This is a genomic window from Sphingobacterium sp. 2149 (assembly GCF_031455655.1).
In the GTDB taxonomy this organism is placed as follows: domain Bacteria; phylum Bacteroidota; class Bacteroidia; order Sphingobacteriales; family Sphingobacteriaceae; genus Sphingobacterium.
Genome location: NZ_JAVDTD010000015.1, coordinates 1 through 24,690, shown reverse-complemented (window position 1 = coordinate 24,690; position 24,690 = coordinate 1). Strand labels below are relative to the sequence as shown.

20 protein-coding genes are annotated in these 24,690 nt (G+C 41.1%); 9 read left to right on the top strand and 11 right to left on the bottom strand.

The genetic code is table 11. The features are described 5' to 3' along the window. Positions 1-5 precede the first annotated feature (5 nt). The 5 genes from guaB to J2X77_RS20035 all read left to right on the top strand — a co-directional run bounded on the left by guaB (position 6) and on the right by J2X77_RS20035 (position 7,329). Complete coding sequence (gene guaB, locus J2X77_RS20055) at positions 6-1,481, top strand: IMP dehydrogenase (protein ID WP_293957806.1); 1,476 nt, start codon at positions 6-8, stop codon at positions 1,479-1,481. 143 nt (positions 1,482-1,624) lie between these two features. Further along, a complete protein-coding gene (locus J2X77_RS20050; RefSeq protein WP_209578786.1) occupies positions 1,625-3,904 on the top strand; it encodes an ATP-dependent helicase in 2,280 nt (759 codons plus the stop codon). Between the two features lie 53 nt (positions 3,905-3,957). Beyond that, on the top strand, positions 3,958-4,776 hold the full coding sequence (locus J2X77_RS20045) for a DUF4290 domain-containing protein (RefSeq protein ID WP_310082202.1): 819 nt from the start codon (positions 3,958-3,960) through the stop codon (positions 4,774-4,776). Between the two features lie 168 nt (positions 4,777-4,944). Continuing rightward, positions 4,945-6,270 (top strand): UDP-N-acetylglucosamine 1-carboxyvinyltransferase, encoded by a 1,326-nt coding sequence (gene murA, locus J2X77_RS20040; protein ID WP_209578784.1) that lies wholly within the window; start codon positions 4,945-4,947, stop codon positions 6,268-6,270. 126 nt (positions 6,271-6,396) lie between these two features. Beyond that, positions 6,397-7,329 carry a hypothetical protein gene (locus tag J2X77_RS20035; RefSeq protein WP_310082200.1) on the top strand — a complete coding sequence of 311 codons (933 nt, stop codon included), beginning with the start codon at positions 6,397-6,399 and terminating at the stop codon, positions 7,327-7,329. 65 nt (positions 7,330-7,394) lie between these two features. Here J2X77_RS20035 and J2X77_RS20030 read toward each other — a convergent pair whose 3' ends face one another. Continuing rightward, positions 7,395-7,799, bottom strand: coding sequence for a DUF5606 domain-containing protein (locus J2X77_RS20030; protein WP_310082198.1), 405 nt, complete (start codon positions 7,797-7,799; stop codon positions 7,395-7,397). 26 nt (positions 7,800-7,825) lie between these two features. Beyond that, positions 7,826-8,284 (bottom strand): peptidylprolyl isomerase, encoded by a 459-nt coding sequence (locus tag J2X77_RS20025; RefSeq protein ID WP_209578781.1) that lies wholly within the window; start codon positions 8,282-8,284, stop codon positions 7,826-7,828. 164 nt (positions 8,285-8,448) lie between these two features. Between J2X77_RS20025 and radC the strand changes: the two genes are divergently transcribed. From radC to J2X77_RS20010, 3 genes are all read left to right on the top strand, one after another. Further along, positions 8,449-9,147 (top strand): RadC family protein, encoded by a 699-nt coding sequence (radC, locus tag J2X77_RS20020; RefSeq protein ID WP_310082196.1) that lies wholly within the window; start codon positions 8,449-8,451, stop codon positions 9,145-9,147. Positions 9,148-9,163: 16 nt separating this feature from the next. Continuing rightward, entirely contained in the window at positions 9,164-9,913 is a 750-nt protein-coding gene (locus J2X77_RS20015) for a class I SAM-dependent methyltransferase (RefSeq protein WP_209578779.1), read from the top strand. Between the two features lie 146 nt (positions 9,914-10,059). Further along, the gene (locus J2X77_RS20010; RefSeq protein ID WP_310082194.1) at positions 10,060-10,542 is read left to right on the top strand and encodes a hypothetical protein; all 483 of its coding nucleotides are present in this window, start codon (positions 10,060-10,062) and stop codon (positions 10,540-10,542) included. 101 nt (positions 10,543-10,643) lie between these two features. Here J2X77_RS20010 and J2X77_RS20005 read toward each other — a convergent pair whose 3' ends face one another. From J2X77_RS20005 to J2X77_RS19990, 4 genes are all read right to left on the bottom strand, one after another. Continuing rightward, the gene (locus J2X77_RS20005; RefSeq protein ID WP_310082192.1) at positions 10,644-13,958 is read right to left on the bottom strand and encodes a DEAD/DEAH box helicase; all 3,315 of its coding nucleotides are present in this window, start codon (positions 13,956-13,958) and stop codon (positions 10,644-10,646) included. Positions 13,959-13,967: 9 nt separating this feature from the next. After that, the gene (locus tag J2X77_RS20000) at positions 13,968-16,037 is read right to left on the bottom strand and encodes a TonB-dependent receptor domain-containing protein (protein ID WP_310082190.1); all 2,070 of its coding nucleotides are present in this window, start codon (positions 16,035-16,037) and stop codon (positions 13,968-13,970) included. Between the two features lie 15 nt (positions 16,038-16,052). Beyond that, positions 16,053-16,844, bottom strand: coding sequence for a hypothetical protein (locus J2X77_RS19995; RefSeq protein WP_310082188.1), 792 nt, complete (start codon positions 16,842-16,844; stop codon positions 16,053-16,055). A gap of 109 nt (positions 16,845-16,953) precedes the next feature. Continuing rightward, positions 16,954-18,264, bottom strand: a complete 1,311-nt coding sequence (locus J2X77_RS19990) for a BamA/TamA family outer membrane protein (RefSeq protein ID WP_310082186.1) — start codon at positions 18,262-18,264, stop codon at positions 16,954-16,956. Between the two features lie 194 nt (positions 18,265-18,458). Between J2X77_RS19990 and J2X77_RS19985 the strand changes: the two genes are divergently transcribed. Further along, complete coding sequence (locus J2X77_RS19985) at positions 18,459-20,336, top strand: M1 family metallopeptidase (RefSeq protein WP_209578774.1); 1,878 nt, start codon at positions 18,459-18,461, stop codon at positions 20,334-20,336. Positions 20,337-20,496: 160 nt separating this feature from the next. On the opposite strand, the gene J2X77_RS19980 is transcribed toward J2X77_RS19985, so the two are convergent. From J2X77_RS19980 to J2X77_RS19960, 5 genes are all read right to left on the bottom strand, one after another. Beyond that, the gene (locus tag J2X77_RS19980) at positions 20,497-21,108 is read right to left on the bottom strand and encodes an alpha-ketoglutarate-dependent dioxygenase AlkB (RefSeq protein WP_209578773.1); all 612 of its coding nucleotides are present in this window, start codon (positions 21,106-21,108) and stop codon (positions 20,497-20,499) included. A gap of 16 nt (positions 21,109-21,124) precedes the next feature. After that, the gene (locus tag J2X77_RS19975; RefSeq protein ID WP_310082184.1) at positions 21,125-21,961 is read right to left on the bottom strand and encodes a methylated-DNA--[protein]-cysteine S-methyltransferase; all 837 of its coding nucleotides are present in this window, start codon (positions 21,959-21,961) and stop codon (positions 21,125-21,127) included. A gap of 67 nt (positions 21,962-22,028) precedes the next feature. After that, positions 22,029-22,328 carry a SelT/SelW/SelH family protein gene (locus J2X77_RS19970; RefSeq protein ID WP_209578771.1) on the bottom strand — a complete coding sequence of 100 codons (300 nt, stop codon included), beginning with the start codon at positions 22,326-22,328 and terminating at the stop codon, positions 22,029-22,031. A 224-nt stretch (positions 22,329-22,552) separates the two neighbouring features. Next, positions 22,553-23,410 carry a 4,5-DOPA dioxygenase extradiol gene (ygiD, locus tag J2X77_RS19965; protein WP_209578770.1) on the bottom strand — a complete coding sequence of 286 codons (858 nt, stop codon included), beginning with the start codon at positions 23,408-23,410 and terminating at the stop codon, positions 22,553-22,555. A 115-nt stretch (positions 23,411-23,525) separates the two neighbouring features. After that, complete coding sequence (locus J2X77_RS19960; RefSeq protein WP_310082181.1) at positions 23,526-24,359, bottom strand: helix-turn-helix transcriptional regulator; 834 nt, start codon at positions 24,357-24,359, stop codon at positions 23,526-23,528. Positions 24,360-24,690 lie beyond the last annotated feature (331 nt).

Below are 24,690 nucleotides of genomic sequence, written 5' to 3'. Positions count from 1 at the left end.
TTGCCATGCAATTAGATCCACAAAAATTCGTAGCAGAAGGTCTCACTTACGATGACGTCTTATTAATTCCAGCTTATTCTGAAATTTTACCCCGTGACGTTGATACGAGTACTTCGCTAACAAAAAAAATCAAATTAAATATCCCATTGGTTTCTGCAGCAATGGATACGGTAACTGGTGCTGATTTAGCCATAGCGATTGCACAAGCTGGCGGTATTGGTATGTTGCACAAAAACATGACTATTGCAGAACAGGCTGCTGAAGTACGCAAAGTTAAGCGATCGGAGAGCGGGATGATTCAGGATCCTGTTACTTTATTGGCAACAGCAACAGTGGGAGACGCCTTTAATATCATGAAGGAGCACAAGATCGGTGGTATTCCCGTTGTGAATGAAAATGGGCAGTTAGTCGGTATTGTAACCAATCGTGACCTTCGTTTTCAAAAAGATATGCTTCGACCAATCAATGAATTGATGACGAAAGAAAATCTTGTCGTGGCACCCGAAGGAACAGATTTGGTGAAAGCTGAGGAGATTCTTCAAAACGAAAAGATCGAAAAACTTCCAGTAGTCAATAGTGAAGGAATTTTGAAAGGTTTGATTACATTTAAAGATATTCAAAAATATAAGCATTATCCAAATGCCGCTAAAGATAGCCATGGACGTTTATTGGTGGGCGCTGCAGTAGGCGTTACGCCAGATACATTGGACCGCGTTGAAGCGTTGGTGAAGGCGGGAGTAGATGTAGTCACCATTGACACGGCACATGGGCATTCAAAAGGGGTGATCGATAAGCTGAAATTAGTGAAAGCCCAATTTCCTGAACTTCAGGTCATCGTTGGAAATATTGCTACAGGTGCGGCTGCGACCGCTTTGGCTGAAGCAGGTGCAGACGCGGTAAAAGTTGGTATCGGACCCGGATCAATCTGTACAACACGTATTATCGCAGGTGTCGGTGTCCCTCAGCTTTATGCGATATATGAAGTAGCGAAAGCACTGAAAGGAACTGGCGTACCATTGATTGCAGATGGTGGTATCAAACAGACAGGCGATATTGCAAAAGCAATTGCCGCTGGAGCAAGCACGATTATGGCCGGCTCATTATTCGCAGGAGTGGAAGAAGCCCCAGGTGAAACCATTATCTACGAAGGACGTAAGTTTAAGTCTTACCGCGGTATGGGCTCAATTGAAGCGATGGAAAAAGGGTCTAAAGACCGTTATTTCCAAGACGTGGAAGATGATATTAAAAAACTGGTTCCTGAAGGTATTGTTGGTCGTGTTCCTTATAAAGGTACACTGGCTGAAGTCGTTTATCAATATGTCGGTGGACTGCGCGCTTCCATGGGTTACTGTGGTGCTGCAACAATTGAGAAGTTGCAGGAAGCTCAGTTTGTCCGTATTACAGGAGCAGGCTTGAGAGAGTCTCACCCACATAATATTTCCATTACGAAGGAAGCACCAAATTATAATAGCAGAGGCTAAATACTGCTTATTTGATATAAAAGCCGATAATCTTTATTATCGGTTTTTTTTGTGTAAAAATATTAGCAGGATAGCCCGAGGGATCGACAGGAAATTTGTACTTTTATACCCTATTCTCAGGTTTTAAAATTTAAGGAGTTAATTTGGATTATTTAGCGGGTTTAAACCCTTCACAACGAGGAGCCGTAGAGCAAACAGAAGGTCCTGTGATGATTGTTGCAGGAGCTGGTTCAGGAAAAACACGGGTGATTACCTATCGTGTAGCACACTTGATTCGAAAAGGTGTTGATCCATTCAATATCTTGGTGTTGACATTTACCAACAAGGCAGCCAAAGAGATGCGCGCGCGTATCGTTTCTGTCGTTGGGAGCGAAGCGAAAAATATTTGGATGGGAACATTCCACTCCGTATTTGCAAAAATACTCCGGGTAGAAGCTGAATTGATCGGGTATCCCAGAAACTTTACAATCTACGATACCGACGATACCAAAAGCTTGTTGCGTGCCATCCTAAAAGAAATGAATCTCGATGATAAGCTGTATAATGTCAATCATGTATACGGGCGTATCTCGCAGGCAAAAAACAACCTGATATCACCGCAGGAATATAATAAGAATGAAGCCATCTTGGCCGAAGATATTTCAAATGGTCGTGGGCAATTGGGACAAATTTATATGACCTATGCCCAACGCTGCTACCGTGCAGGCGCCATGGATTTTGACGATTTGCTGTTCAAGACAAATGTCTTGCTCAATAAGCATCCAGAGGTACTGCATAAATATCAGCACCAGTTTCGTTATCTGATGGTCGACGAGTATCAGGATACGAACTTTTCACAATACCTCATTGTCAAGCGTCTGGCAGCAGTAAATGAAAATATCTGTGTCGTAGGGGATGATGCGCAGTCCATCTACGCGTTCCGTGGCGCAAATATTCAGAACATCCTGAATTTCCAAAAGGATTATCCAGATGTAAAGATCTTTAAACTGGAACAGAATTATCGATCTACTAAAATGATCGTAAATGCGGCTAACTCGGTGATCGCCAACAATCAGAATCAATTGGAGAAAAATGTCTTTTCTGATAACGAAGAAGGTGAGAAAATCAAGGTTTCACGTGCGTTCTCTGACAATGAGGAAGGTAAAATCGTAGCCGATCTGATCATTGAAGAGAAATCGATAAAGGGTCTTAATTATAAAGATTTTGCTATTCTTTACCGTACCAATGCCCAATCCAGGGCAATGGAGGAGGCCTTACGCAAAATTAATATTCCCTATAAAATATATGGCGGTACCTCGTTCTATCAACGGAAAGAAATTAAAGATCTGATCGCCTATTTCAGGCTCACCTTTAATCCAAACGACGAGGAAGCATTAAAGCGCGTTATCAATTATCCGCGTCGCGGGATCGGAGATACGACAATCGAGAAGATTATGATCGCAGCAGATCAGAATCAATACCGAATCTGGGATGTTGTTGCCAATGCGGCTCAGTTTCTTGATGGACGTAGTGCAACCTCTGTTGGTGGTTTTGCACAGATGATACAGAGTTTTCAGGCTTTGGCTAAGAACAATAGCGCTTTTGATACGGCCATGCACATTGCTCAGCACTGTGGTATTCTAAAGGAATTGTATGAAGATAAGTCCGTAGAAGGATTGGCGCGCTACGAAAATATCCAGGAACTCCTCAATGGTATTAAGGAATTTTCGGAGCGAGAGGATATTGAAGAGCGCGGACTGGACGTTTATATGCAGGATATCGCTTTGTTGACCAACGACGATAACGATAAAGATCCAAACGCTGATACCGTGTCTTTAATGACCATCCACTCTTCTAAAGGGCTGGAGTTTCCGATTGTCTTTATTGTTGGTTTGGAAGAAAACTTATTTCCGTCGCAGTTATCTTTGAATTCCAGGTCGGAATTGGAGGAAGAACGAAGACTTTTTTATGTCGCTGTTACGAGAGCTGAAAAAAAATTACTACTTTCGTATGCTACTTCGCGATATCGTTGGGGAACGCTCAATAATTGCGAACCCAGTCGCTTCTTGGATGAATTGAATCCGGCATGTCTTGCATTGGATTTTAAACCACGACAAACTTCTGCCTCAGCCGGAAGTTTTCAAGGCGAACGAATTGCATGGCAACAAAAGGACAGTGATGACACATTTTCTAAACCTAAGCCTAAGCCGATGGTGAAGACGACGTCAATACTGCCAAAAGCCCACAAACCTACTGCGGGTTTTGCTCCTTCCGATACATCAAACCTTCAAGTCGGCATGGAAGTTGAACATGAACGCTTCGGATTTGGGAAAGTTGTTAATCTCGAAGGAAACAAAGGAGATATAAAAGCAACTATTTTCTTTAAAGAGTTGGGACAGAAACAATTGTTGCTTAAATTTGCAAAACTTAGAATAATTCAATAATAAAATACCAAAACGACATCTTGATCGTTTACTTAGGTACTTATATTAGCTATATGAACTTTGACTACAACAGCACTAGACCAAAATTGATCCTTGCAGAATATGGTCGCAATGTGCAAAATATGGTAGATTACATCTGTACTTTACCCACAAAGGAAGAAAGAAATAAACACGCACAAATTGTAATCGATATGATGGGGGTATTAAACCCACATCTGAGAGATGTGTCTGATTTTAAACATAAGCTGTGGGACCACCTACAGATTATTTCTGATTTTAAATTGGATATCGACTCGCCTTATCCAATTGCTACTGCCAAAAGCGTGAAACACGAAGTGGAGCACCTCGGCTATCCACAGCATTCCATCCGATTCAAACATTACGGTTTTACGGTAGAGAAAATGATTGAAAAGGCGTTATTGGCCAATGACGAAGCCAAAAGAGAGCAGATGGTCATCGGTATCGCTAATTTTATGAAAATGGCTTACCTGACCTGGAATAAGGATTCTGTTTCAGACGAGTTGATCATCCAGGATCTAAAAGAATTATCAGGTTATCAATTGACCTTACCAGAAGGTACCGTATTGACTAAACTTGACTTTAAAACGCCGCCTCCGGGAAATCGCGTTAAAGGTCCAGCTAATAGTAATTCTGGCGGAAATAATAACAATAGCAATAACAATAATCCCGGCCATCAGTCGAAAGGTGGTGGTAAGCCTCGTATGGCAAACAACAATAACAATAATACCAAGCGCAACAACTACGGAAGCAACAGTAATAGCTACGGAAGTAACAATAGCAATAGTTACGGAAGTAATAATAATAACAGAAACAGAAAGCCACAGGGTAACTATAATAACAAACGAGGCTAGTTCTTAAAGATTGTTCAAAGAAGCAGGCAATTGCGAAGTGATTAATAGATTTCTTTACAATTGCCTGCTTTTTTTAAAAAACGCGCTGTTTTAAGGAACAATAAACCAAATACCCAAGGGAAATACAAGCGGAGAGTATGTATTAAGAAGATATCACTTATAGAATAAATGAACGCATTTGAAATAATCGGTGGAAAACCGTTAAAGGGAGAGATTATTCCTCAAGGAGCAAAAAATGAGGCCTTACAGATTCTTTCTGCAGTTTTACTGACAGAAGAACCCATGACCATCAGTAATATTCCAGATATTAAAGATGTCAATAAGTTGATTGATCTGTTAGGAGCGTTAGGTGTTAAAATCAATCGCATTGATAAGGATACCTATGTTTTTGAAGCGAAAGATATAAATATAGACTATTTTCAATCGCCCGAATTTAAAGAAAAAGGAGGGGGGTTGCGGGGCTCTATCATGATTGTTGGCCCTTTGTTGGCTCGATTCGGCAAGGCAGCTATCCCAAAACCGGGTGGTGATAAAATTGGCCGTAGACGATTGGATACACATTTTTTGGGCTTTGAAAAATTGGGAGCTAAATTCATTTACGATCCTACCAATCATTTTTTTAATGTTGATGCAACAGCGCTAAAAGGCAGCTATATCCTATTGGACGAGGCTTCAGTGACCGGTACTGCCAACATTGTAATGGCTGCTGTATTGGCCAAAGGCACAACAACGATATACAATGCAGCTTGTGAGCCTTATTTACAGCAATTATGTAAGATGCTAAACCGCATGGGAGCAAAAATATCCGGTATTGGATCTAATTTGTTGACCATAGAAGGTGTAGAACGTCTTGGCGGTACTTCACACCGTATGTTGCCCGATATGATTGAAATAGGTTCCTTCATCGGATTGGCAGCAATGACAGGTTCGGAAATTACAATTAAGGACGTCTGTTTTGAAGAACTTGGTGTTATCCCATCTGTATTTTCGCGCTTGGGTATCAAGTTTGAATTACGTGGTGACGATATTTTTATTCCTGCACAAGACTCCTATGAGATTGATACATTTATAGATGGATCTATTCTGACGATTTCGGATGCACCCTGGCCAGGTTTTACGCCAGATTTATTGAGTATAGTGCTCGTGGTAGCAACGCAGGCAAAAGGAAATGTATTGATCCACCAAAAAATGTTCGAGAGCCGTTTGTTCTTCGTGGACAAATTGATTGATATGGGGGCTCAGATTATTTTGTGTGACCCACATCGCGCCACGGTTATTGGATTGAACAAATCACATTACCTGAGAGGTATTGAAATGACTTCCCCTGATATCCGTGCCGGAGTATCCCTACTCATTGCAGCCTTATCGGCAAAAGGAAAGTCTGTGATCCACAACATCGAACAAATTGAACGCGGCTATCAAGATATCGAAGAGCGCTTACGGAAATTAGGTGCAGATATTAAACGTATCGACGCCGAACCAAAAGGACATTAAATAACCTGATGAGCCCGAGTGGCAAATCGAAGAAAAAAAGCTCCAGATATTATTTCTGGAGCTTTTTTGTGATATATGCAGCAAATAAGGTAAATTTGTACAAAATACATTTAAACAAAAATAGATATGATAAAATATCTAATAAAGTACGCCTTATCTCTCCCTTTATTTGGCCTATCACTGCTTTTTTGTAATTGTCAATCTTCTACCCCCAAAGAAGTTAAATTACACGAAGAATCAAATACAACAACTGACATCCGTTCTTCAAAACGTATCAATGCTGCGGTAATCGAACAAAAAGTTACCTTTCCGAATATGCCTTTTGCTGAACTCCTCAGGTTGATGAATCTGAATAAAGAGAGCTCACCTGCCGTTCTGTGGAAAACGATATCCGCACTGCCCGAATCCCAAAAAAAGGAGGCAGATAGCTTTGATATAGGAAATCCCCTCCAACGCATGGAACTTATGCTTGTTCCCTTACGCAAGATGGAAATTAGATTTGATCAGCAACAAGCAAAATCCATTGCTGAAGGTTTAACCTATCAGTTGCAAAATTATGTGAATTACATTAAAGGTACAGGAGAAGGCTTTTTAGCAAATCGAGAAAATGAGGATATTAATATTTCCCTTAACTTTCCAGAGGGAATTTCCCATGGGTTTGCCAAAGTGCAGATACGAATAAATCCCAAAGACTATATGATCGACAAAACGGGGAAAACAAAAGTAATTGCCGGCATTACCTGCCAACAGGCCATTTACAATAAAATTGATCCGAAGGATAAAGCACTTCCTAAATTTGTCATTTGGAAAAGTCCACGGATTCCAAAAGGAATTAATAGACTGCATCCTTATGTGTTTGATGAAAACGAAGGGATTCTCGAAATTGATGCCTATCTTAAGGATGACGAGAATTCACTACTGCGTTTTACAACAACAGCTGTCGTTGAAAAGCAATTTGGACCCAAAGAATTTGAAGTGACAAAAATGCGTACCAGGGCTGATGGCCCCAGTGATCAATATAGCGTCGAACAAAGGGTGCTTGATGTCGTGTTTCATTAGTACGTCAAATAAAAAACGGAGTTGATCAATAATCAACTCCGTTTTTTATTTGATTTAGGTAAAATCTACATTAAAGGAGCAGGAGCTTCTTCTTCAAATAAAGGAAATTCTTTGATAATATTATACCAAGTAATCACCTTTTTAATATCCGATGAATAGACACGTGATTCATCATGGCCGGGCGCTACTTCACGGAAGAAATTTCTCAACGTTTCGCCATCTGATTTTGTATCCGGTAAAGCAATTCCTTTCTCTTTGATCGTTTCAAAAATATTCAATAACCGAATTTCTTCTTCTTCACCATAAATTGTGATGTCTTCCAAAGTAGCCATTTTTGTCGAAGATAAACTGACTACAGTTTTAATTTTTGCCTGATCAAGGGTTTCTAAAATAAAACCTCCTTTATTTTGTCCAACCAATTTGAACAATCCTGGTTTACCAGTTACGGATACTAATCCTCTTAAATTCATTTTAACTATATTTAAATCTCCAAGAATTAATCTTCGATAACTTCAATTGATAAGATACGGTCACCCTGTCTGATATCGTCAACAATATCCACATTCTCAGTTACCTTTCCAAAACAGGTATGGTTACGATCCAGGTGAGCAGTGTTATTGCGGCTATGGCAGATGAAAAATTGAGAACCTCCTGTATTACGGCCAGCGTGAGCCATAGATAATACACCTCTATCGTGATATTGGTTTTCGCCAGTCAGTTCACAGTCAATTTTATAACCAGGACCACCTGTTCCCGGTGTGCCTGCGGCACCTTCTCGTGAATTTGGACAACCACCCTGGATCACGAAATCAGGAATCACGCGGTGAAATGCTAATCCATCATAATATCCTGATTTAGCAAGTTTAATAAAATTGGCTACTGTATTTGGAGCATCAGCTGTGTAGAACTCCACAGTCATGTCGCCTTTTTCTGTTTTAATGATCGCTTTACTCATATTCAAAAAATTTTTATGAAGTACAAAGATAACGTTTCAGAGTGAAATGTGAAGTAAATCCCTATTGCCAATTTTTTTTAATTGATAGATTGTTTATTTCTCAGGATATTAAGTAGCTTTTTTTGTATATTTATGTACGCTAGCCTTTTATAACTTAACTGCAAATGCCAAACTCGTACAAACTAGTCATTCGGGATTGGGCTGAGGCCGATCGCCCGAGGGAGAAACTTTTGAAGCAAGGTCGTAGGGCACTTACAGATGCCGAATTATTAGCGATCTTGATTGGCTCTGGATCCAAAAATGAAAGTGCCGTAGAATTGTGTCGGCGTATATTAGCTGATGCCAATAACAGCCTGCAGACACTTTCCACAATGGATGTCGCAGAACTGAGCAGGTATAAAGGCATAGGAGAAGCAAAAGCCATTTCCATTCTTGCCGCCTTGGAGCTCGCTCGTCGCAAAAACGAACTGCCCGCCGAAGAGCGTAAACAGGTGACCAGTAGTCGCTATGTATATACCCTTATGAAACCAATATTACAAGACCTCCCGCATGAGGAATTTTGGACAATGTATTTGAATACCGCATATAAAATATTGGACAAGCAGCTCATTGGCCGTGGCGGTAATGATTTTACGCCAGTTGATGTCCGAATAATCTTACGAACGGCAATCAGCCTCAAAGCACACGCCATTATACTTATTCACAACCATCCTTCAGGTACTTTGTATCCGAGCAATGCTGACAAAATCCTGACGCAAAAAATTGTCGAAGCCTCTAAAATTATGGATATTAGAGTTGCCGATCATTTAATCTTTACCGATAACGGATATTACAGTTTTAAAGATGAGGGTATCATCGACTAGTTATAGTATGCTTAGTATGGACAAAAACAGTATTGATAGATTCACAGACAGGGTTGTCGATTATGAAAAATTTAGACCTAATTACCCTAAGGAGATTATTCAGGTGCTAAAAGAACAGATCGGGTTACATAAGAAATGGTTGGTTGCCGATATTGGCAGCGGCACCGGGCTCTCTACCCAACTCTTTCTCGAAAATGGAAATGACGTTTTTGCCGTAGAACCCAATCGTGAAATGCGTGAATCTTTGTTGCATCATTTTAAAACCTATAGGAATCTAATTGCAGTGAATGCCACCGCCGAAGACACGACCATTGAGTCCGGATGTGTTGATCTTATTTTTGCCGGACAATCGTTCCATTGGTTCGACCGGCAGGCCTGTCGAAAAGAGTTTGACCGTATTCTTACTGAAAATGGACATATGGTAATCGTCTGGAACCAGCGCGATCCCACGGATGCCTTTCAGCAAGAGTATGAACATTTTTTACGCAGTCATATCCCCAGTTATCAGCCGGTCAGCCACAAAAATATTGGTGATGACGATCTTAAACACTTTTTTGGAACCCGGGCAATGAAAAAGATAACTTTGCCAAATCAACAGATCTTAGACCTCCGATCTTTTTTGGGAAGAGTGCGTTCATCCTCCTATTTCCCAAAAGAACAAGACAAAAATAAAACGTTATATGATGATCTCCGTATTCTCTTTGATAAGTACGCAATCTCCGATCGTATCGTATTCAAGTATATAACTGAAATATATATCAGTTAACTCCGACAACAGAATCTGTAAGGCCTTTTTAATTACATGGGAACTAGAAAGTGAAATTTCCTTTAGTTAAAAATGTGTTAAACATGAGGCGCTAAGGGGGGGATGGCATTTTATTTGAACGTAATTCAACGAAAGAAAAAAGAGATATGTTAGGAGTTGAATTAATAATCTTTAGACGTTGCTTACTGTTGGTGCTGATTGTAGTAGGCGGAATCCATAGTGTAATAGCGCAACAGATGCATGCTTTTTATAACTCAGTACCTGAATTTCATGGAGTATATCGCTGGTTAGATCCATTCTTTCCTTTAAACCCACAAGTCGACAGGGGGAATCTTAATGTAATTCACGAGGATGATACTGAAAATCACGATAAAACAATAAGTGCAACCGACGAAAAGCGTTTTAAAGGTAGGGTGAGTGACCAAGTATATGAAGGTTCGGAAGTAATCAGTAGCCCCGCAAAATCAGTTGAAAATATCACCTATAGTTCCTCCAGCTCAACCACTAGGTATCGCGCCGCTATCGATCGACGTATAGACGAGCAATACCTCGGCAAACCTGTATTTGTAGATGCCAGAGGAGTAAAATATATAATCGATTCGAAGTACAGAAAACAGATCGTAGAATGATGGCTACGGCGCGTTAATAGCTAGTTCGTTGCTGTGTGATATACGATAAAGAAAGCGGATAAATTAACAAAAGCGTTTAAGGTAACACATGAAAGCCAAAGTTATCGCAGCAACTCCATTAAATAGCTTTTATCCAGATAAAAGGTATCCAAGCTGCCGCCTTCATCCAGAATACTTTTGCTTATTTCCTTTTTATGCTGCTGTAAGGTCTGAATTTTATCTTCAACGGTATTCGGGCTGATTAACCGAACTGCAGTTACCGTTTTTTGCTGCCCCATGCGATAAATCCTGTCAATGGCCTGTTGTTCGACTGCAGGATTCCACCAAGGGTCCACCAGATACACCACATCGGCAGCGACAAGATTGAGTCCAGTGCCCCCTGCTTTCAGGCTCACCAGAAAAACAGGTATATCCTTATTGTACTGGAAATCGCTAACCAGCTGACCTCGATTTTTGGATTTCCCTGTGAGCATCAATGAACGGATACCCCGTTTATCCAAAGCCTCTTTAATCAGTTTGAGCATCGTTACGAATTGTGAAAATACGATCATTTTATGCTGCTCTTTTTTATGCACAATCTGCTCCATAAGCATTTCAATTTTGGCAGAGTCCTCCGTGGATGTCAGCTCTTCATTTTGGAGCAGTTTGCTCGAGTTACATATCTGGCGCAATCTGGTTAAACCTTTCAATACATGCATAGGGCTTTTTCTGATTTCATCCCCATCTTTGGCCGAGATAAATTCGCGGAACTCCTTTTCATAAAGATCATAAATTCGCCGTTGAGCACTTTTCATTTCACAGTAAAGAACCAGTTCATTCTTCGCTGGAAGATCACGTAATACATCCTGCTTTGTTCGGCGCAGAATAAAAGGCTTTACTTTTTCTTTCAGCATTTCTTTTCTTTTGCGGTCGTGGAAGGCGTCTATAGGGGTGGTGTAAACATCTTTGAAGTACTTTTTACTTCCTAGTAAACCGGGCACAATAAAGGAAATCTGCGCATAGAGATCCATTGTGTTATTTTCGATAGGGGTTCCTGTCAAAATAATACGATTTCTTGATTGTAGTAAGTTTACTGTTTTATAACGCTGAGAATCTGGATTTTTTATTTGCTGCGATTCATCCAATATAACATAATTGAACTTTATTTTTTTCAGCATATTGATCGCTGTCAACAGGTTGTGATAAGAAATTAAAATCAGGTCATAGGATTCAGGCTGCCGCGCTTTTTGTAGGCTATTTGGACCATCGACAACGAGCGTTTCAAAAGACGGAAGAAATTGCTGAATTTCGTGCTGCCAGTTGAAGATTAAGGTCGTGGGAAGTACCAGTAAAGTTGCTGCAGTTTGTCCCCGTCCTTTTTGAGTAGCCAAGAAAGCTAAAATTTGGATAGTTTTGCCGAGCCCCATATCATCGGCAAGACAGCCTCCAAAGTTAAGCCCATCCAAAAAATGCAACCATTGTACTCCCTCTTGCTGATAGGGGCGTAGATTTCCAACAAAGGATGAAGGAATCTGAAGTTTGGAGAACGAAGAAAAATTAGTGAGTCGACTTCTCAGCATGCTAAGCTCTGCCACTACGGTAGGATCTATCTCAGACTGCTCAAAAAGATGGTCAATCTCATTAAATTTATATTTTGGAATTTCAATGAAATCATCCGTGATCGTTTCGGCGGCATTAAAATAAGCTTCAAATTTATCGAGCCACTCCTGCGGTAAAATTCCCTGGGTGCCATCGTCTAACGTGATAAACTGCGAACGGTTCCGTACGGCCTTTTCGAGTTTTTTAAGCGAAACGCTCTTAGGACCAAATTTAACCTGTATATGGGCATTGAACCAGTTTTGACCACTCAGTACCTCGATATGTATTTTACCTTTAAAACGACTTAATTTATTCCCCCGAAGGGCATTAAATCCAATGATCTGTATACCGTGATGCTGCCATTCATCGAAAGCATCTAAAAACCAGTCTTTATCTAGAAAATAGCGGCGATGGAGATAAAAATGCTGGAAGCTTCCATCGTGCATCTGTTCCTCAAAATACGGATGTTGCTTCAGTAAAAGCGAAATTATGTTAGTTTCTGATTCGCGCTTCCGATCGACCAAAAACTGGTTGCCCTTACTATCCGTTCCAAATATGTTTCGTTTGCTTAAAATAGGAATTTCGACCTCTCCATAACGCATCACTGGAATAAGGTTGACAAAATCGGCTGACTCTTCAAGAAATAGGATCGGTTGCATGTCTTGATAATACAGATTTTCCTTTAACTGCGGCTTGCTCGCTTTAGGAATATCCCGGAAATGCAAGTCCACCGAATGCGCGAGCGGTTCCAAAAATAAGCTGTTGAATTCTTTGAATTTCCGCTGATGAATCAACAACTGCTCACCCTTGTTGCTAAACAAACGTATCAACTTGAGGTGAAGCTTATTTTCAATCAGAAAAAGCTGATTTCTGATGAAGATGAAATGATCCAAAAGAATAACTAAATCCTGTAAACTGTAGGCTATGGCATGGATATGAATTTCTCCCTGAATAGCATAAAATGAGCGTTTTTTTGTAATAAAGAGCTTAATATCACCTTTCTTCAGACTAAGCTGAACTGCTGATACGGAGGAGGCTGTTATATTTTCATATTGTTCATAATCATGTAGGTAAAAATCCATCTGTAGCGGGTTTTTTGCAATTGCCTTCAGGCTGGACATAATTTCCAAATCTTGTTGCACTACCTGCGAAAGCTGAAGCACAGCCGTGTAAAATTGCATTTCCTCTATTGAGCGGCTCCGCCAGACACATGTTTGGATATCACCATCAGAAATCGGGTTTTTGAGCATTCCGGATTTCGTTAATGAAGCCTGACAGAGGAGCACCTGCAGATTTTTGTAATACCGATTGCGTGTTAATACAACAAAATAATGCAGCTGTTCGATAGGAGATTTGCTTTTCGGGGTAAGAGATTCCGCCACCAGATCGAAGTCATCAATGGATGTTAACTGTTTGTCTTTCAGTGAGAAGTCTAGTTTACCCGCTTTGATATGCGCAGAAAAATAATTTTCTAGAGCCGGTTCATCTTCCAGTCCATATTGTGCCGCAACTTTTTTCAGGAGATCTTTGTACCGATTGGCGTCAAAGAATGCCAGCCAATTTTCCTGCATGAATAATTTACTTAAAGCCGCCTTTTGATGACGACAAAATCCTGTATGGAGACAGTTGCAGAATACGGCTGTCGCCGGAGCGGTATGGATAATCATCACCTCAAAGTCGTTATAATTTTCCTGTACACTAAACGTTGCCTGATTGATCTCCATCTCCAGTGCATTCACATGGAAATGAGAGAGTGTCAAGTCCATCCAAGGAAAATAAGAATGCCGGCTTACTTTGTTGAAATCAATATTGGTCAATACGTGCTGATGAAACTCCATACGACTTGATTAAAAGTTAAAACTCATACCCCCATAATAATTACGCAAGGGGGCAGGATTAAAATAGCGGCCCCCAAAGGCATTGATATCGTTTCCAAGACTATATTTTTCATTCAGCAGATTGTCTGCACCTCCAAAAAGTCTGATTTGATACCGGGATCCGACAGATTTTGTCCAAGATAATTTGCCCTGCAAAAGATGATACCGTTTGGCATAAACAGAATTTGCATCATCCAATGGTATTGCTGCGGTTAGATTAGACAAAAGGTCGAATCGAAATTGATTCGGAAAAAGTATATTCAATGAATTCACCCATACTGTTTTCGGAACCGCAGGAAGCTTATTACCCTGATAATTTTTGTCGCCCACCTGATAGGTTCTAAAACTGTAATCATTGAAGGAAAAATTACTGGCGAACTGTAGGCTACGGACAACACCGGACACTTGCGGTGTGATCAAATAGAGCAGTATTGATGCTTCTAACCCCTTTTGGTCTATTTTACCCGCATTTTGGAAATATTCAGCACCATTTTCCCTGAGCTGTCTGATAATGGCGTTGTCCATTTGATACGTGTAGGCCGCAGCATCTAAAACGACCCGGCGATTCCACAAATGCAAGCGCAATCCCAGTTCATGATTCGTACCCGTTTCAGGCTTGAGTAGCGTATTAATTGAATTATCCGATGAACGGACCTCCGCAACAGTTGGTGTAGAGAACCCTTTGGAGATTGACGCTCTCAGTGCAAACATGGGGGTAATTAAATAGGATAAAGCTGCTCTAGGCATCCATGTACTCCCAAAATCAATGTTTGCTTTGTCTTCCTGTTCAACAGGAAAATATTGTCGGTAGCCAATTTTACTCTCATTTAATCCAAGCGAAAGCTCTAATTGAAGACGCTCGAGCCATTCCAGTTGGGTGCGGGCAAAAAATGATTGTTGGCTGTTATCCAACTTGTCCTTAGCCTGCGGGTTGGTGGCGACACCTTTTTCATTATCATAGTTGTCAACAGCATACCAGCCTTTTTGTGCTTCCAGGCCGAGCTGCAGCTCATATTTTAAATCCTTGCCCAATAGATCGGCATAAGATAGATATAAGCGCGTTCCCAGGTTTTTCTCGTCTCGTTTCTCGTAATTGGTGATGAACGGATTTTTGATCTGATTTGACGAACCAAATATACTGGCAAATAAGGTCATTTTAGAGCTGAGACGCGTTTGGTTGCTGAGTCCACCAAAGAACGTTTTATCGTAGATAGCCGCTTTTTGCTCAACAGACCCAGGATTTGGCCCGCCCTTCGGCCTAGCCTGCCTGCGGTCAGTTTCCATTTGTACGGCGGTGAGACCCCCAGGAGTCTGATAGCCAAGATCCGAATAAAACCCGGTGAATTTTAATTCGGAAGTTTTGGCGTACTGCCAATTGTAATTGAGCTGAATATTCTTTTTGTTTAAAGCCGAATTTTGTCTATATCCATCACTTCGGGTCCAGCTCTGATTGATGGCTAACTGCTGTGTCTGGCTAAAGGGTAATATGGTGTTAAGCTGTTCTTGAAAAAGACCATAAGAGCCGCCGGTCAGTTGCAGGTTGACTTCCGGTTTGGAAGATTGGTCGAATCCCTTACTGTATAAGGAGACTACACCACCCGAATTAGCACCGTAGATCGATCCATCGGGACCTTTTAAGATATTGATCTGGCCCAATGCATACGGATCGATCAAATTAAGATAGGTATTTCCACCAGCATCAGTAAGAGGAAAGTCGTTCAAGTAGATTTTGACATTACGAACACCAAAAGGTGAACGGATCATACTGCCGCGGAGTGCAAGTCGATAACTTCCAGGAGAGCGTTCTTCCATCCGTAATCCTGGTACCCTGTTCAATGCCGATACAAGGCTGGGAGATTGCTGGGATTGGATCATTTGGCGGCTCAGCACAGCGGCCGAGGAGGTCAGTCGTAGTAGCGGTTGTTTATTGAAGTAGGCTTTAACCTCTACCTGTTCTAGCCTATTCGTCGCTGTATCTACTTCCTGAGCATATAATTTTCCGCATAAACCAAGGGCGGCGAACATGTAATATCTTTTCATCGTTGTTAGATCGGCTTAGTCTGCAAATTCCTGACTGAAATAAATTTCAAAAATCTGCTTTTTCTTATTGTATTTTAGGCATCGAAAATTGGCATAAACAGCGCTTGTTGGTACACAAACACTATTGGCCATCGTGGCTTTTGTAAAATCTTTGTTGAGACAGCCCCGCCGCAAATCAAAATTTTTATTCGTAGAAACATCAGTTACCGTAAAGGAATTGTCGTCTATCAAGTAATTGGAGTTGTTTAATCGAATATACTCCTCTTGATAAATCAGTTCTGAAGCAACGAGATAATCGAGCGATGCCAAGCTGGATGAGCAATCCAGGTTTTTAAGGGTATTGACAACTTTTAACTCCTTATAAAAAGTACCGAATGATTTATTCTTGTGATTAAAAAGGACTATTTCGATACGGTGACTGTCTTTGTTGTACAATATATAGCCAAAGTCACCGGGGCCATTATCGAAAATATTCCCTTTAGCGATTGCTAAAACAACCAAGTTAGGATGCCCAAGAAAATAATCCTTTTGATCCGCCTTTAGTGTCGCCGATAATTTCCGATGCAATTTATCAAACATGCCGTCGTCGTTCATTTTTAATAACTGCTGCGTTTGTTCTTTTATTCTATCTGAAAAAAGTGGGCTATCGTAACTTGAAGTATCCAATCGAAGTGTTGGAGATACAGCAGGTGCTATTTGTTCTTTCTTTCCTTCATCGCTTTTTAGTGTTGTTGGCCTATTTACCGGATGACACGAAACAAGACCCAATAATAATAGAATGTATAGAAAAAAGATTTTTAAATTCATGATGAAGTACCGTCAAAGCCTATTCAGTCACTCTTTGCGAAGGGAAAGAATAAAAACATCGGCTAATTTAGTTATTTTATGGTAAATGAGGATACCCCTCATGGTCGGATTAGAAGGCTTCATTTAGCCCTAAAAAGAATCCTCGGGAGCCATATTTTCCAAAGGCATAATCCAGACATAGATTTGTGCGTGTTGCTTTATTAAACAGCACCCGCAATCCGGCACCGCCACCAGGCTGCCACCGTTCAAAAAGTTTGGTGCCCAGTTCATCGCTGGCTGTCTGTAGGTTAAAAAATGCAGCTCCGCTTAGAAAGCGATTCTTGAGAATTGGAAACCGGTATTCTGTTTCAGCATAACCGAAAGAAATTCCTTTGAAGTAACCAATGGTATAACCGCGGCCACTTCTAACAGCAACGTCCCTTCCTGTTCCAGGTAGGTCAAAGTAGGGAAGTGTGCCACCAAGTCTGTACGAACCCCAATACCAAAAAGCCAAGACATGGGCAGGGTCGGAGGGAGATAAGCTAAAGTACTTTCTGAAGTCGGTAGTAAGCTGCACAGCACTTTTGCTACTGCCCAGCAGCGTTGTATTCCATCGCACACCTATATCGGAATAGATTCCTTTATAAGGCCTATTGGGGTTATCCCTTGTCATATATTGCATATTGAGCAGGAGTCCATTGGAATTGTAACTGTCGGGTTCGAAGCCGTGTTTTTCAGTATAGATTGTATTGGGTGTAACGTTGCCATTAGGACCGCTACTGGTTATTTTACGGCGTAGGTCAAAAGCCAGTCCTGCCCCGACAAAGAGATTGTCGGCAATGCGCTTATAGACTTTTTCATTAAATGTAAATGCATTATATTTTGCCCCATACTTCTTATGCTCTGGGTTGGCAAGGATCTCCTCATCTGCATTGTTCCATTTGCCCTGGGGAGTCATACCCAATCCAGCGTCTAAAGCGACCATTTTAACAAGCGCAAAAGCACCCTGGAAATTTAACTTATTGTTCGGTGTAAACACATTGTGACTGATATAGAACACCATAATATTTTTTGTGGTGATTGAGGCCGATGTCGCGGCAATTGACATGGTCGTTGTTTTTGGATCTCCGAGTATCTTCCCGGCGACAGCCTTGACGCCAATCTGACCACCAATGGTCGGATTGTATGCAATATTGGGCATTAAGGTAATAGGCGAACGTTTGCTGGCATGGGCCTTCTTTCGTTTGGGATGGATAATTCTTCCGATTAGATCAGAAATATCATATTGACGCGCCAGAGCTGAGTCGCGCTGATGTTTATACTGCGCAATAGAATCTGTATTTGTATCGGTTTGAGCGCGAAGCAGTGTCGGGATTAAGATTAAAAGCATACCTAAAAAAGCGTGTCGGAGGAAGTCGTTATAACGTAAAAGTTGATGCATACCTTTGAATTTATCTTAAAAATAAACGTTAAAAAAAATAAAAAGTTTTCCAGCGGCTGAAAGCTGTCTTCTTTTTGCCATGTGAACGATGGTTAATAGCAACGGGGCAATAGGGATATTTTTGTTGTCAAGCTGGAATATTAAACTTGCAAATCACAACAAATTTATCTTAGTTTGATTATTTAAATTAGGATATGATAGGACGCACGATATTTAATTACGGATTGTCCCTGCTTTTATTGACAGGGGCGGCTCATGCCCAAGAGTTGTATACACCAAGAAATATTCAGCAAGCGATTGAAAAGGGAACCCGAACCACGACCGGGCTACCGGGAAAAAATTATTGGCAAAATTTTGGGAAATATGACGTGCGGGTAAAATTGGACCCGGACACAAAGATAGTAAGTGGAACAGAGACCATCTTGTACAGCAATAATAGTCCAGATACACTGAAAAGCATAGCGATTCGATTTGTCAATAATGTTCATAAACCCAATGCAGTGCGTGCGGCGTACGCTTCGGACGATTACCTGACTTCGGGTCTGGAGATTAAGTCGTTTAAATTGAATGGTCAAGTCTATGAAGTGAACAGCAAAGACTGGGGAACCGTAAAGTTAGCCGATTTTGGACAGAAAATCCTTCCGGGAACTACTGCAACATTGGATATCAGCTGGGAATATCCGCTTTCTATAGAGAGTGACCGGGAAGGGCTGCTGAATGCCTCTACCTTCTATTGCGCTTATTCCTATCCACGTGTGTCTGTATATGACGATTACAATGGCTGGGATCTCCTGGAACACAATGGGCGGCAGGAATTCTACAATGGGTTCAACGATTACCAATTTGAGATATCCGTTCCTAAGAACTTTGTCGTTTGGGCGACAGGTGAATTGACAAATGCTGCCGATGTACTACAAAAACCAGTTTTGGAACGTTTCGAAAAATCTAAACTCAGCGATACCCCGATACATATCGCGACAGATGCGGAAATGAAATCGGGGAAAGTGACAGCACAACAAGCGTGGAATACGTGGAAATTCAAAGCAACCTATGTCCCTGATTTTTGTTTCAGCGTGAGTGACAATTACATCTGGGATGGGGGAAGTGTAGATCTGGGGAGTAAACGCGTCAGTGTACAGTCCAGCTATGTTGCCGGCACGCCAGATTTTGAACATTATATTGGTTGGCAGCAATACTGTATCGACTGGTTCTCCAAAAACTGGCCCGGAGTCACCTATCCCTACCCAACGATGACGGCGGTTCAGGGATTTGCCGATATGGAATATCCGATGATGATCAACGATTCGAGCGTACCTGATAATCTTGTGGATGCACGACAAACGGCGGACCACGAAATTGCCCATACTTATTTCCCTTTTTACATGGGTATCAATGAGACGCGGTATGGTTATATGGACGAAGGCTGGGCTACGGCATTGGAATTCTGGATTGGGAACGCAGAGATAGGTGCCGAAAAAAACAAAGCGCTTTTTAAGGATGCCCGCGTAAAGCGCTATATTTTGGACCCCGCTACAGAAGAAGACCAACCCTTGATTACCATGACTTCTCAGTTAAGTGGTTTAGGCTACGGTAACAATGCCTATATTAAAGCGGCATTATCCTACATTGCACTACGGGATTATCTTGGGGATGAATTGTTTAAAAAGGCATTGCACCATTATATGGGGCTATGGCATGGAAAACATCCTACGCCTTGGGACTTCTTTTATAGCATTAATGCCGGAGCAGGACAGAATTTAAACTGGTATTGGAAAAATTGGTATTTCAGCAATCATTACATCGATCTTAAGGTAGATAGCTTTAAGCGACTGAGCAGCAAAAATACCCTCACCGTCTCCAATGTGGGCGGATTTGCAATTCCATTTGATGTAGTGATAACCTATACAGATGGATCTATAGAAACAAGACATCAAACACCAGCGGTTTGGCAGCCCAATGAAAAGCAGGTAACGATATCCTGGTCCTCTGCTAAACAAGCCAAGCATATTACATTGGATGGAGGTATTTTTATGGATTATACCCCTAAAGATAATAGTTTGGACAACTTATAGTAGTCCAGTCGCTCGTGTCAGCTTTTATGTTTCAAAAAGGTTGACGCGATTGATGCCTGATTCCCAATAGAAGAATCTAATTTTGTGCCCTATGTCCAATGTAACCAATAGGGGGGCGTGCTCACGTGTAACTGGTATGTACGATTATTAACGACGAGGGTTAGGGTTGATCGATGGTTCTAAATGTCAGATTAATCCGTGCGCCGAAAGCCTTTTTTGTAGGTGGAAGTCGATGCAGCCAATAGGTTTGCGTCAGATCTTTCATGACCAAAAGACTGCCATGTCCTAGAATGATATCTATTTTTTCCTTACTGGTCTTATGCTTAAAAGCAAATTTGCGTTCAGCACCAAAGCTTAGCGAAGCAATTGCCCCATTTTTTTTAAGATCTTTCTCCGCGTCACTATGCCAGGCCATACCTTCGTCGCCATTATGATAAAGATTCAACAGACAGGAATTATATGTTTCCAGTGTCTGTTTTTCCGCTATTTTTTTCAGCTCAAGAAGTTCCTTTGTCCACGGAAGCGCCTTTTTGGTGGTATTAGAATAACTATATTCGAACGCATCATCCCCATACCAGGCCACTTTTCGTTTGGTGATTATTTCATTTCCAAAAATAACGGCCCGATCGTTTACCCATTCAATTGACTCCATGAGTCTATCAAAATAGCGGTTTGCCTCCAGCACAGATAATATTTTGCCATAATAATTGACAGTACCGTCGTAAGGGAGTAAATTTCTATTGCCATCGAAGAGATTGTCGAAAAGTTCCATATTAGTATCTTTTTTTCTAAACAGCTGTATGAAAGCTCTCCCATCCGATCATCGCTGTCTTTCGCATCGGATCCCATCGATAGCCACCAAACATACCGCTGTTTTGTATCACACGGTGGCAGGGGATAAGGTAAGCAATAGGATTACTTCCAATAGCAGTACCAACGGCGCGGGAGGCTTTTGGGTTACCTATTTGAGAAGCAATAGCACCATAAGTGCTCAAGTTACCCATCGGAATTTTTAACAAGGCTTCCCAAACTTTCAATTGAAAGTCAGTTCCTTTTAAATGTAATTTTACCTGGCGGATATCTTTATTTTGAGGGTTTAATGCCTTAAGGGCACTATCGTGCATGCCATTCCCCTGTTGAAAATAGGTTGCTTTGGGGAATCGTTGCTGGAGCGATACAAGGGCTTGAGTCTGATCATCTGCATAGGCAATATGGCAAACACCTTTTGGTGTGGACGCAATGAGCATGGTACCAAATAAGCTTTCATAATAATCGTACAATATAATAAGATTGGCGCCCTCATTTTTATATTCGGCCGGAGTCATTCCCTCGATATTGATAAATAGTTCATGAAGTCTGCTGCTGCTGGACAGACCAAGCTGGAATGTCGTTTCGACAATAGTACTTTCCTTGAGCAATGATTTCGCATGATTTATACTTACATATTGCAAAAATTTTTTGGGGCTCGTTCCTGCCCAAGCGGTAAACATGCGTTGAAAATGAGCTTCACTCATATAAACATGTGAAGCAATCTGACCCAATGTAGGCTGTATCTTAAAGTTCTCCTGTAAGAAATGTATCGCCTTGGCGATACGTTGAAAATCCACTTCTTGTTGAATAGTCATGATTGTTCATTTAATTTATACAAAGTTGCTAAAAAGAAGAAGCCTACAAAATCCGATTTATGCTAAATTACAGGTGGGATGAAGTCGATTTGTCTGAATGACCCAAGGACTTGTCCGGTGCGACAATGTCTCGGATCAGTTGTTTGAGCTCTTTTATCTCGGGGAAACGAGCGGCTCTTTTTCGATCAAAGATCTCGTTGTCCGCCACGCGTACGGTATAACGTCCCGCAATTTCGCTGGGAACGAGCATTACCCCGTGGATATCTTCCGTAAACGAACTCAGCAACTCCTGCGCCATATAGGCGGCGCGAAGCATCCAATTGCATTTTGGACAATATTCAATTTCGATAACAGGTTTTGTTGCCATGCGTTAAGTTGAGGTACATTGTTTTGTTTCAAACAAATTTATTGATCCTACTGTTGGAATCAAAGCTATTTTTGTCATAGAAATTTCGAGATTGTCGTAATTCCAGCTTTTTAATATACCTACAGGCCCATTCCATTATCCAGACAAAGCGCTCAACAGAATGGCTTGTAGGTATATGGAATAGCCTGTATTTGTTTGGTATTGTTACGCTGTCATTTGGTAGTTTAGCCAATTTTCAGTGACGTCATCGTTAGCGATCCTGCCACAGAATTGTCGTTGAAAAGAAAGAGTTCTTCATTTTTATCCTGTAAGCCCAACGTATAGATTAATGGCAGGTAATGTTCAGGCGTTGGAATTGCCAAGTCAAACTCTTTACCCTGTTTTCTAAAATCAATTAAAGCCTGGTGGTTGCCGTCCTGTATTAATTTTTTCATTTTTTCATTGGCTATTGTAGCCCACTCAAAGGCATAACCAGTTGTATTCAGCTTGTCCCAGGCCACCATCCGCAGATTGTGCACCATATTTCCGCTGCCGATAATCAGAACACCTTTTTTCCGTAGCTCGGTTAATTGCTGTGCAATCTCATAATGGTATGCAGCCGGCTTCGTATAATCGATGCTCATTTGAATAATGGGTACATCTGCATTGGGATAAAGATGTTTAACAACTGACCAAGATCCATGATCCAGTCCCCATTTATCGTCTAGGTGAATATCCGCTTTGCTGACAATACGCTGCGTTTCTGCAGCGAGTGCCGGACTTCCGGGGGCTGGATATTGCACATCAAATAAAGCTTGAGGAAAGCCGCCAAAATCATGTATGGTGGCCGGATGTTCCATCGCTGTGACAAATGTTCCACGTGTTTCCCAGTGTGCAGAGACCACGAGAATTGCCTTAGGCTTCTCGAAAGTCTGGCCTATTTTTTTGAATCCCTGCACAAATTCGTTGTCTTCGATGGCATTCATCGGACTTCCATGGCCTAGAAATAGAACCGGATATTTGTCCGTTGCTTCGAGTTCGCCAGAAAATTTATATAAAGAGCTCACATGGTGTGCTGCACCAACTAAAGGTAATGTTGCCATAATTTTAATAAAATCCTTTCTACGCATTTAATATATTGTAATAGCGTCAATTTTCTGTACAAAGGTAAAAGCTGGGGGTGAGGCAGGGGTATAATAATCTGGTCAAACTGTTGTACTATTCGGAAATAAGCTTCTGAATTTCATTTCTGAATTCAGAAGGCGTCATGCCAGCTTTCTTTTTGAAGACATTGGTAAAGTAAGCTTTTTCTTGATAGCCCAGTTCAAAGCCAATTTCCGAAATCGTTTTATTCGTTGTCAACAGTAGATTTTTTGCTTCAATCAGTTTCCTGGTTTCAATAATCTCAGAAACGCTTTGTTGTAAGATACTCTGACAAATTAAATTTAGGTTTCGGGCAGACATAAAAAGCTTCTCCGCATAAAAATTAACGCCTTCCGGTCGTCGATAATTCTCTTCTAAGATCGATAGAAAATTCTTGAAAGTTGTTCCCTGATTTTTTAATTGTTGCTGTGCATCTGGAAATTGCCTTTTCCGTTCAGATTCAATCATCGTAAAAATCGTACTCAACAGCTGCTTAATGACACCATAATCGATAGCCGTCTGCAGCGTTTCCTGCTGCATGAGCTGACACAAGATCGTTAACCTGTCGAAGCAGTAGGGGCTAGCGAAGCTCAATGTTGCGTTTTCATGAAAATGAGCGTAGAGTTGGAAGGTAGTTTCGGGAATAAATTCGCTCTTGAAACGAATCACCCAAAATTCAATACGATTATTATTTAAAAGAGGTTTTACGCGGTGGTTTTTGCCCTGCGTAACAAAACTTATAAAAGAGGCAGTATACGTTTTCGTTTTAAAGTCAATAAAATGTTCGAGCCTTCCCGCTACGCCAATAATGAGTTCCTCGAAATCATGCTGGTGTATTTCGTTTTTGGATTGCTGAATACGTTGTGCCTCATCGGCGTCGATTTTATAGATTTTGAAAAGTTCGTTCAAAATGAGTAAGAAGATTAATCATCACTATACGAATATACGGTTTCGCTGGCATATTTTTTACTTTCGTACGTGCAGTCGAGTCGCTTGCGATGACCAATTATTCAAACTTCGATTATATGGCATAGTCGCTTCTTTTTCTGTTTCGGATAATGTCCTTTCGGTTTTGCTTTCATCGCTAGGCCATTGCGCTCCAAGTACGGTTGATTTGCGTTACTACCCTCTTATCCCTTAATCTAGTTTTTGTTTACCTATAGCTTAGCCTTAAGTTAGGTTTAGTATAGCTTATACCTATACTAAACCTAAACTAACCCTAACTAAACCCTAACTAAAC

What these genes read in the sequence shown, in the direction of transcription:
- guaB (WP_293957806.1), top strand. Translation starts at nt 6, where the DNA reads ATGCAATTAGATCCACAAAAATTCGTAGCAGAAGGTCTCACTTACGAT.
- J2X77_RS20045 (WP_310082202.1), top strand. Translation starts at nt 3,958, where the DNA reads ATGAACTTTGACTACAACAGCACTAGACCAAAATTGATCCTTGCAGAA.
- murA (WP_209578784.1), top strand. Translation starts at nt 4,945, where the DNA reads ATGAACGCATTTGAAATAATCGGTGGAAAACCGTTAAAGGGAGAGATT.
- J2X77_RS20035 (WP_310082200.1), top strand. Translation starts at nt 6,397, where the DNA reads ATGATAAAATATCTAATAAAGTACGCCTTATCTCTCCCTTTATTTGGC.
- J2X77_RS20030 (WP_310082198.1), bottom strand. Translation starts at nt 7,799, where the DNA reads ATGAATTTAAGAGGATTAGTATCCGTAACTGGTAAACCAGGATTGTTC.
- J2X77_RS20025 (WP_209578781.1), bottom strand. Translation starts at nt 8,284, where the DNA reads ATGAGTAAAGCGATCATTAAAACAGAAAAAGGCGACATGACTGTGGAG.
- radC (WP_310082196.1), top strand. Translation starts at nt 8,449, where the DNA reads ATGCCAAACTCGTACAAACTAGTCATTCGGGATTGGGCTGAGGCCGAT.
- J2X77_RS20015 (WP_209578779.1), top strand. Translation starts at nt 9,164, where the DNA reads ATGGACAAAAACAGTATTGATAGATTCACAGACAGGGTTGTCGATTAT.
- J2X77_RS20010 (WP_310082194.1), top strand. Translation starts at nt 10,060, where the DNA reads ATGTTAGGAGTTGAATTAATAATCTTTAGACGTTGCTTACTGTTGGTG.
- J2X77_RS20005 (WP_310082192.1), bottom strand. Translation starts at nt 13,958, where the DNA reads ATGGAGTTTCATCAGCACGTATTGACCAATATTGATTTCAACAAAGTA.
- J2X77_RS20000 (WP_310082190.1), bottom strand. Translation starts at nt 16,037, where the DNA reads ATGAAAAGATATTACATGTTCGCCGCCCTTGGTTTATGCGGAAAATTA.
- J2X77_RS19995 (WP_310082188.1), bottom strand. Translation starts at nt 16,844, where the DNA reads ATGAATTTAAAAATCTTTTTTCTATACATTCTATTATTATTGGGTCTT.
- J2X77_RS19990 (WP_310082186.1), bottom strand. Translation starts at nt 18,264, where the DNA reads ATGCATCAACTTTTACGTTATAACGACTTCCTCCGACACGCTTTTTTA.
- J2X77_RS19985 (WP_209578774.1), top strand. Translation starts at nt 18,459, where the DNA reads ATGATAGGACGCACGATATTTAATTACGGATTGTCCCTGCTTTTATTG.
- J2X77_RS19980 (WP_209578773.1), bottom strand. Translation starts at nt 21,108, where the DNA reads ATGGAACTTTTCGACAATCTCTTCGATGGCAATAGAAATTTACTCCCT.
- J2X77_RS19975 (WP_310082184.1), bottom strand. Translation starts at nt 21,961, where the DNA reads ATGACTATTCAACAAGAAGTGGATTTTCAACGTATCGCCAAGGCGATA.
- J2X77_RS19970 (WP_209578771.1), bottom strand. Translation starts at nt 22,328, where the DNA reads ATGGCAACAAAACCTGTTATCGAAATTGAATATTGTCCAAAATGCAAT.
- ygiD (WP_209578770.1), bottom strand. Translation starts at nt 23,410, where the DNA reads ATGGCAACATTACCTTTAGTTGGTGCAGCACACCATGTGAGCTCTTTA.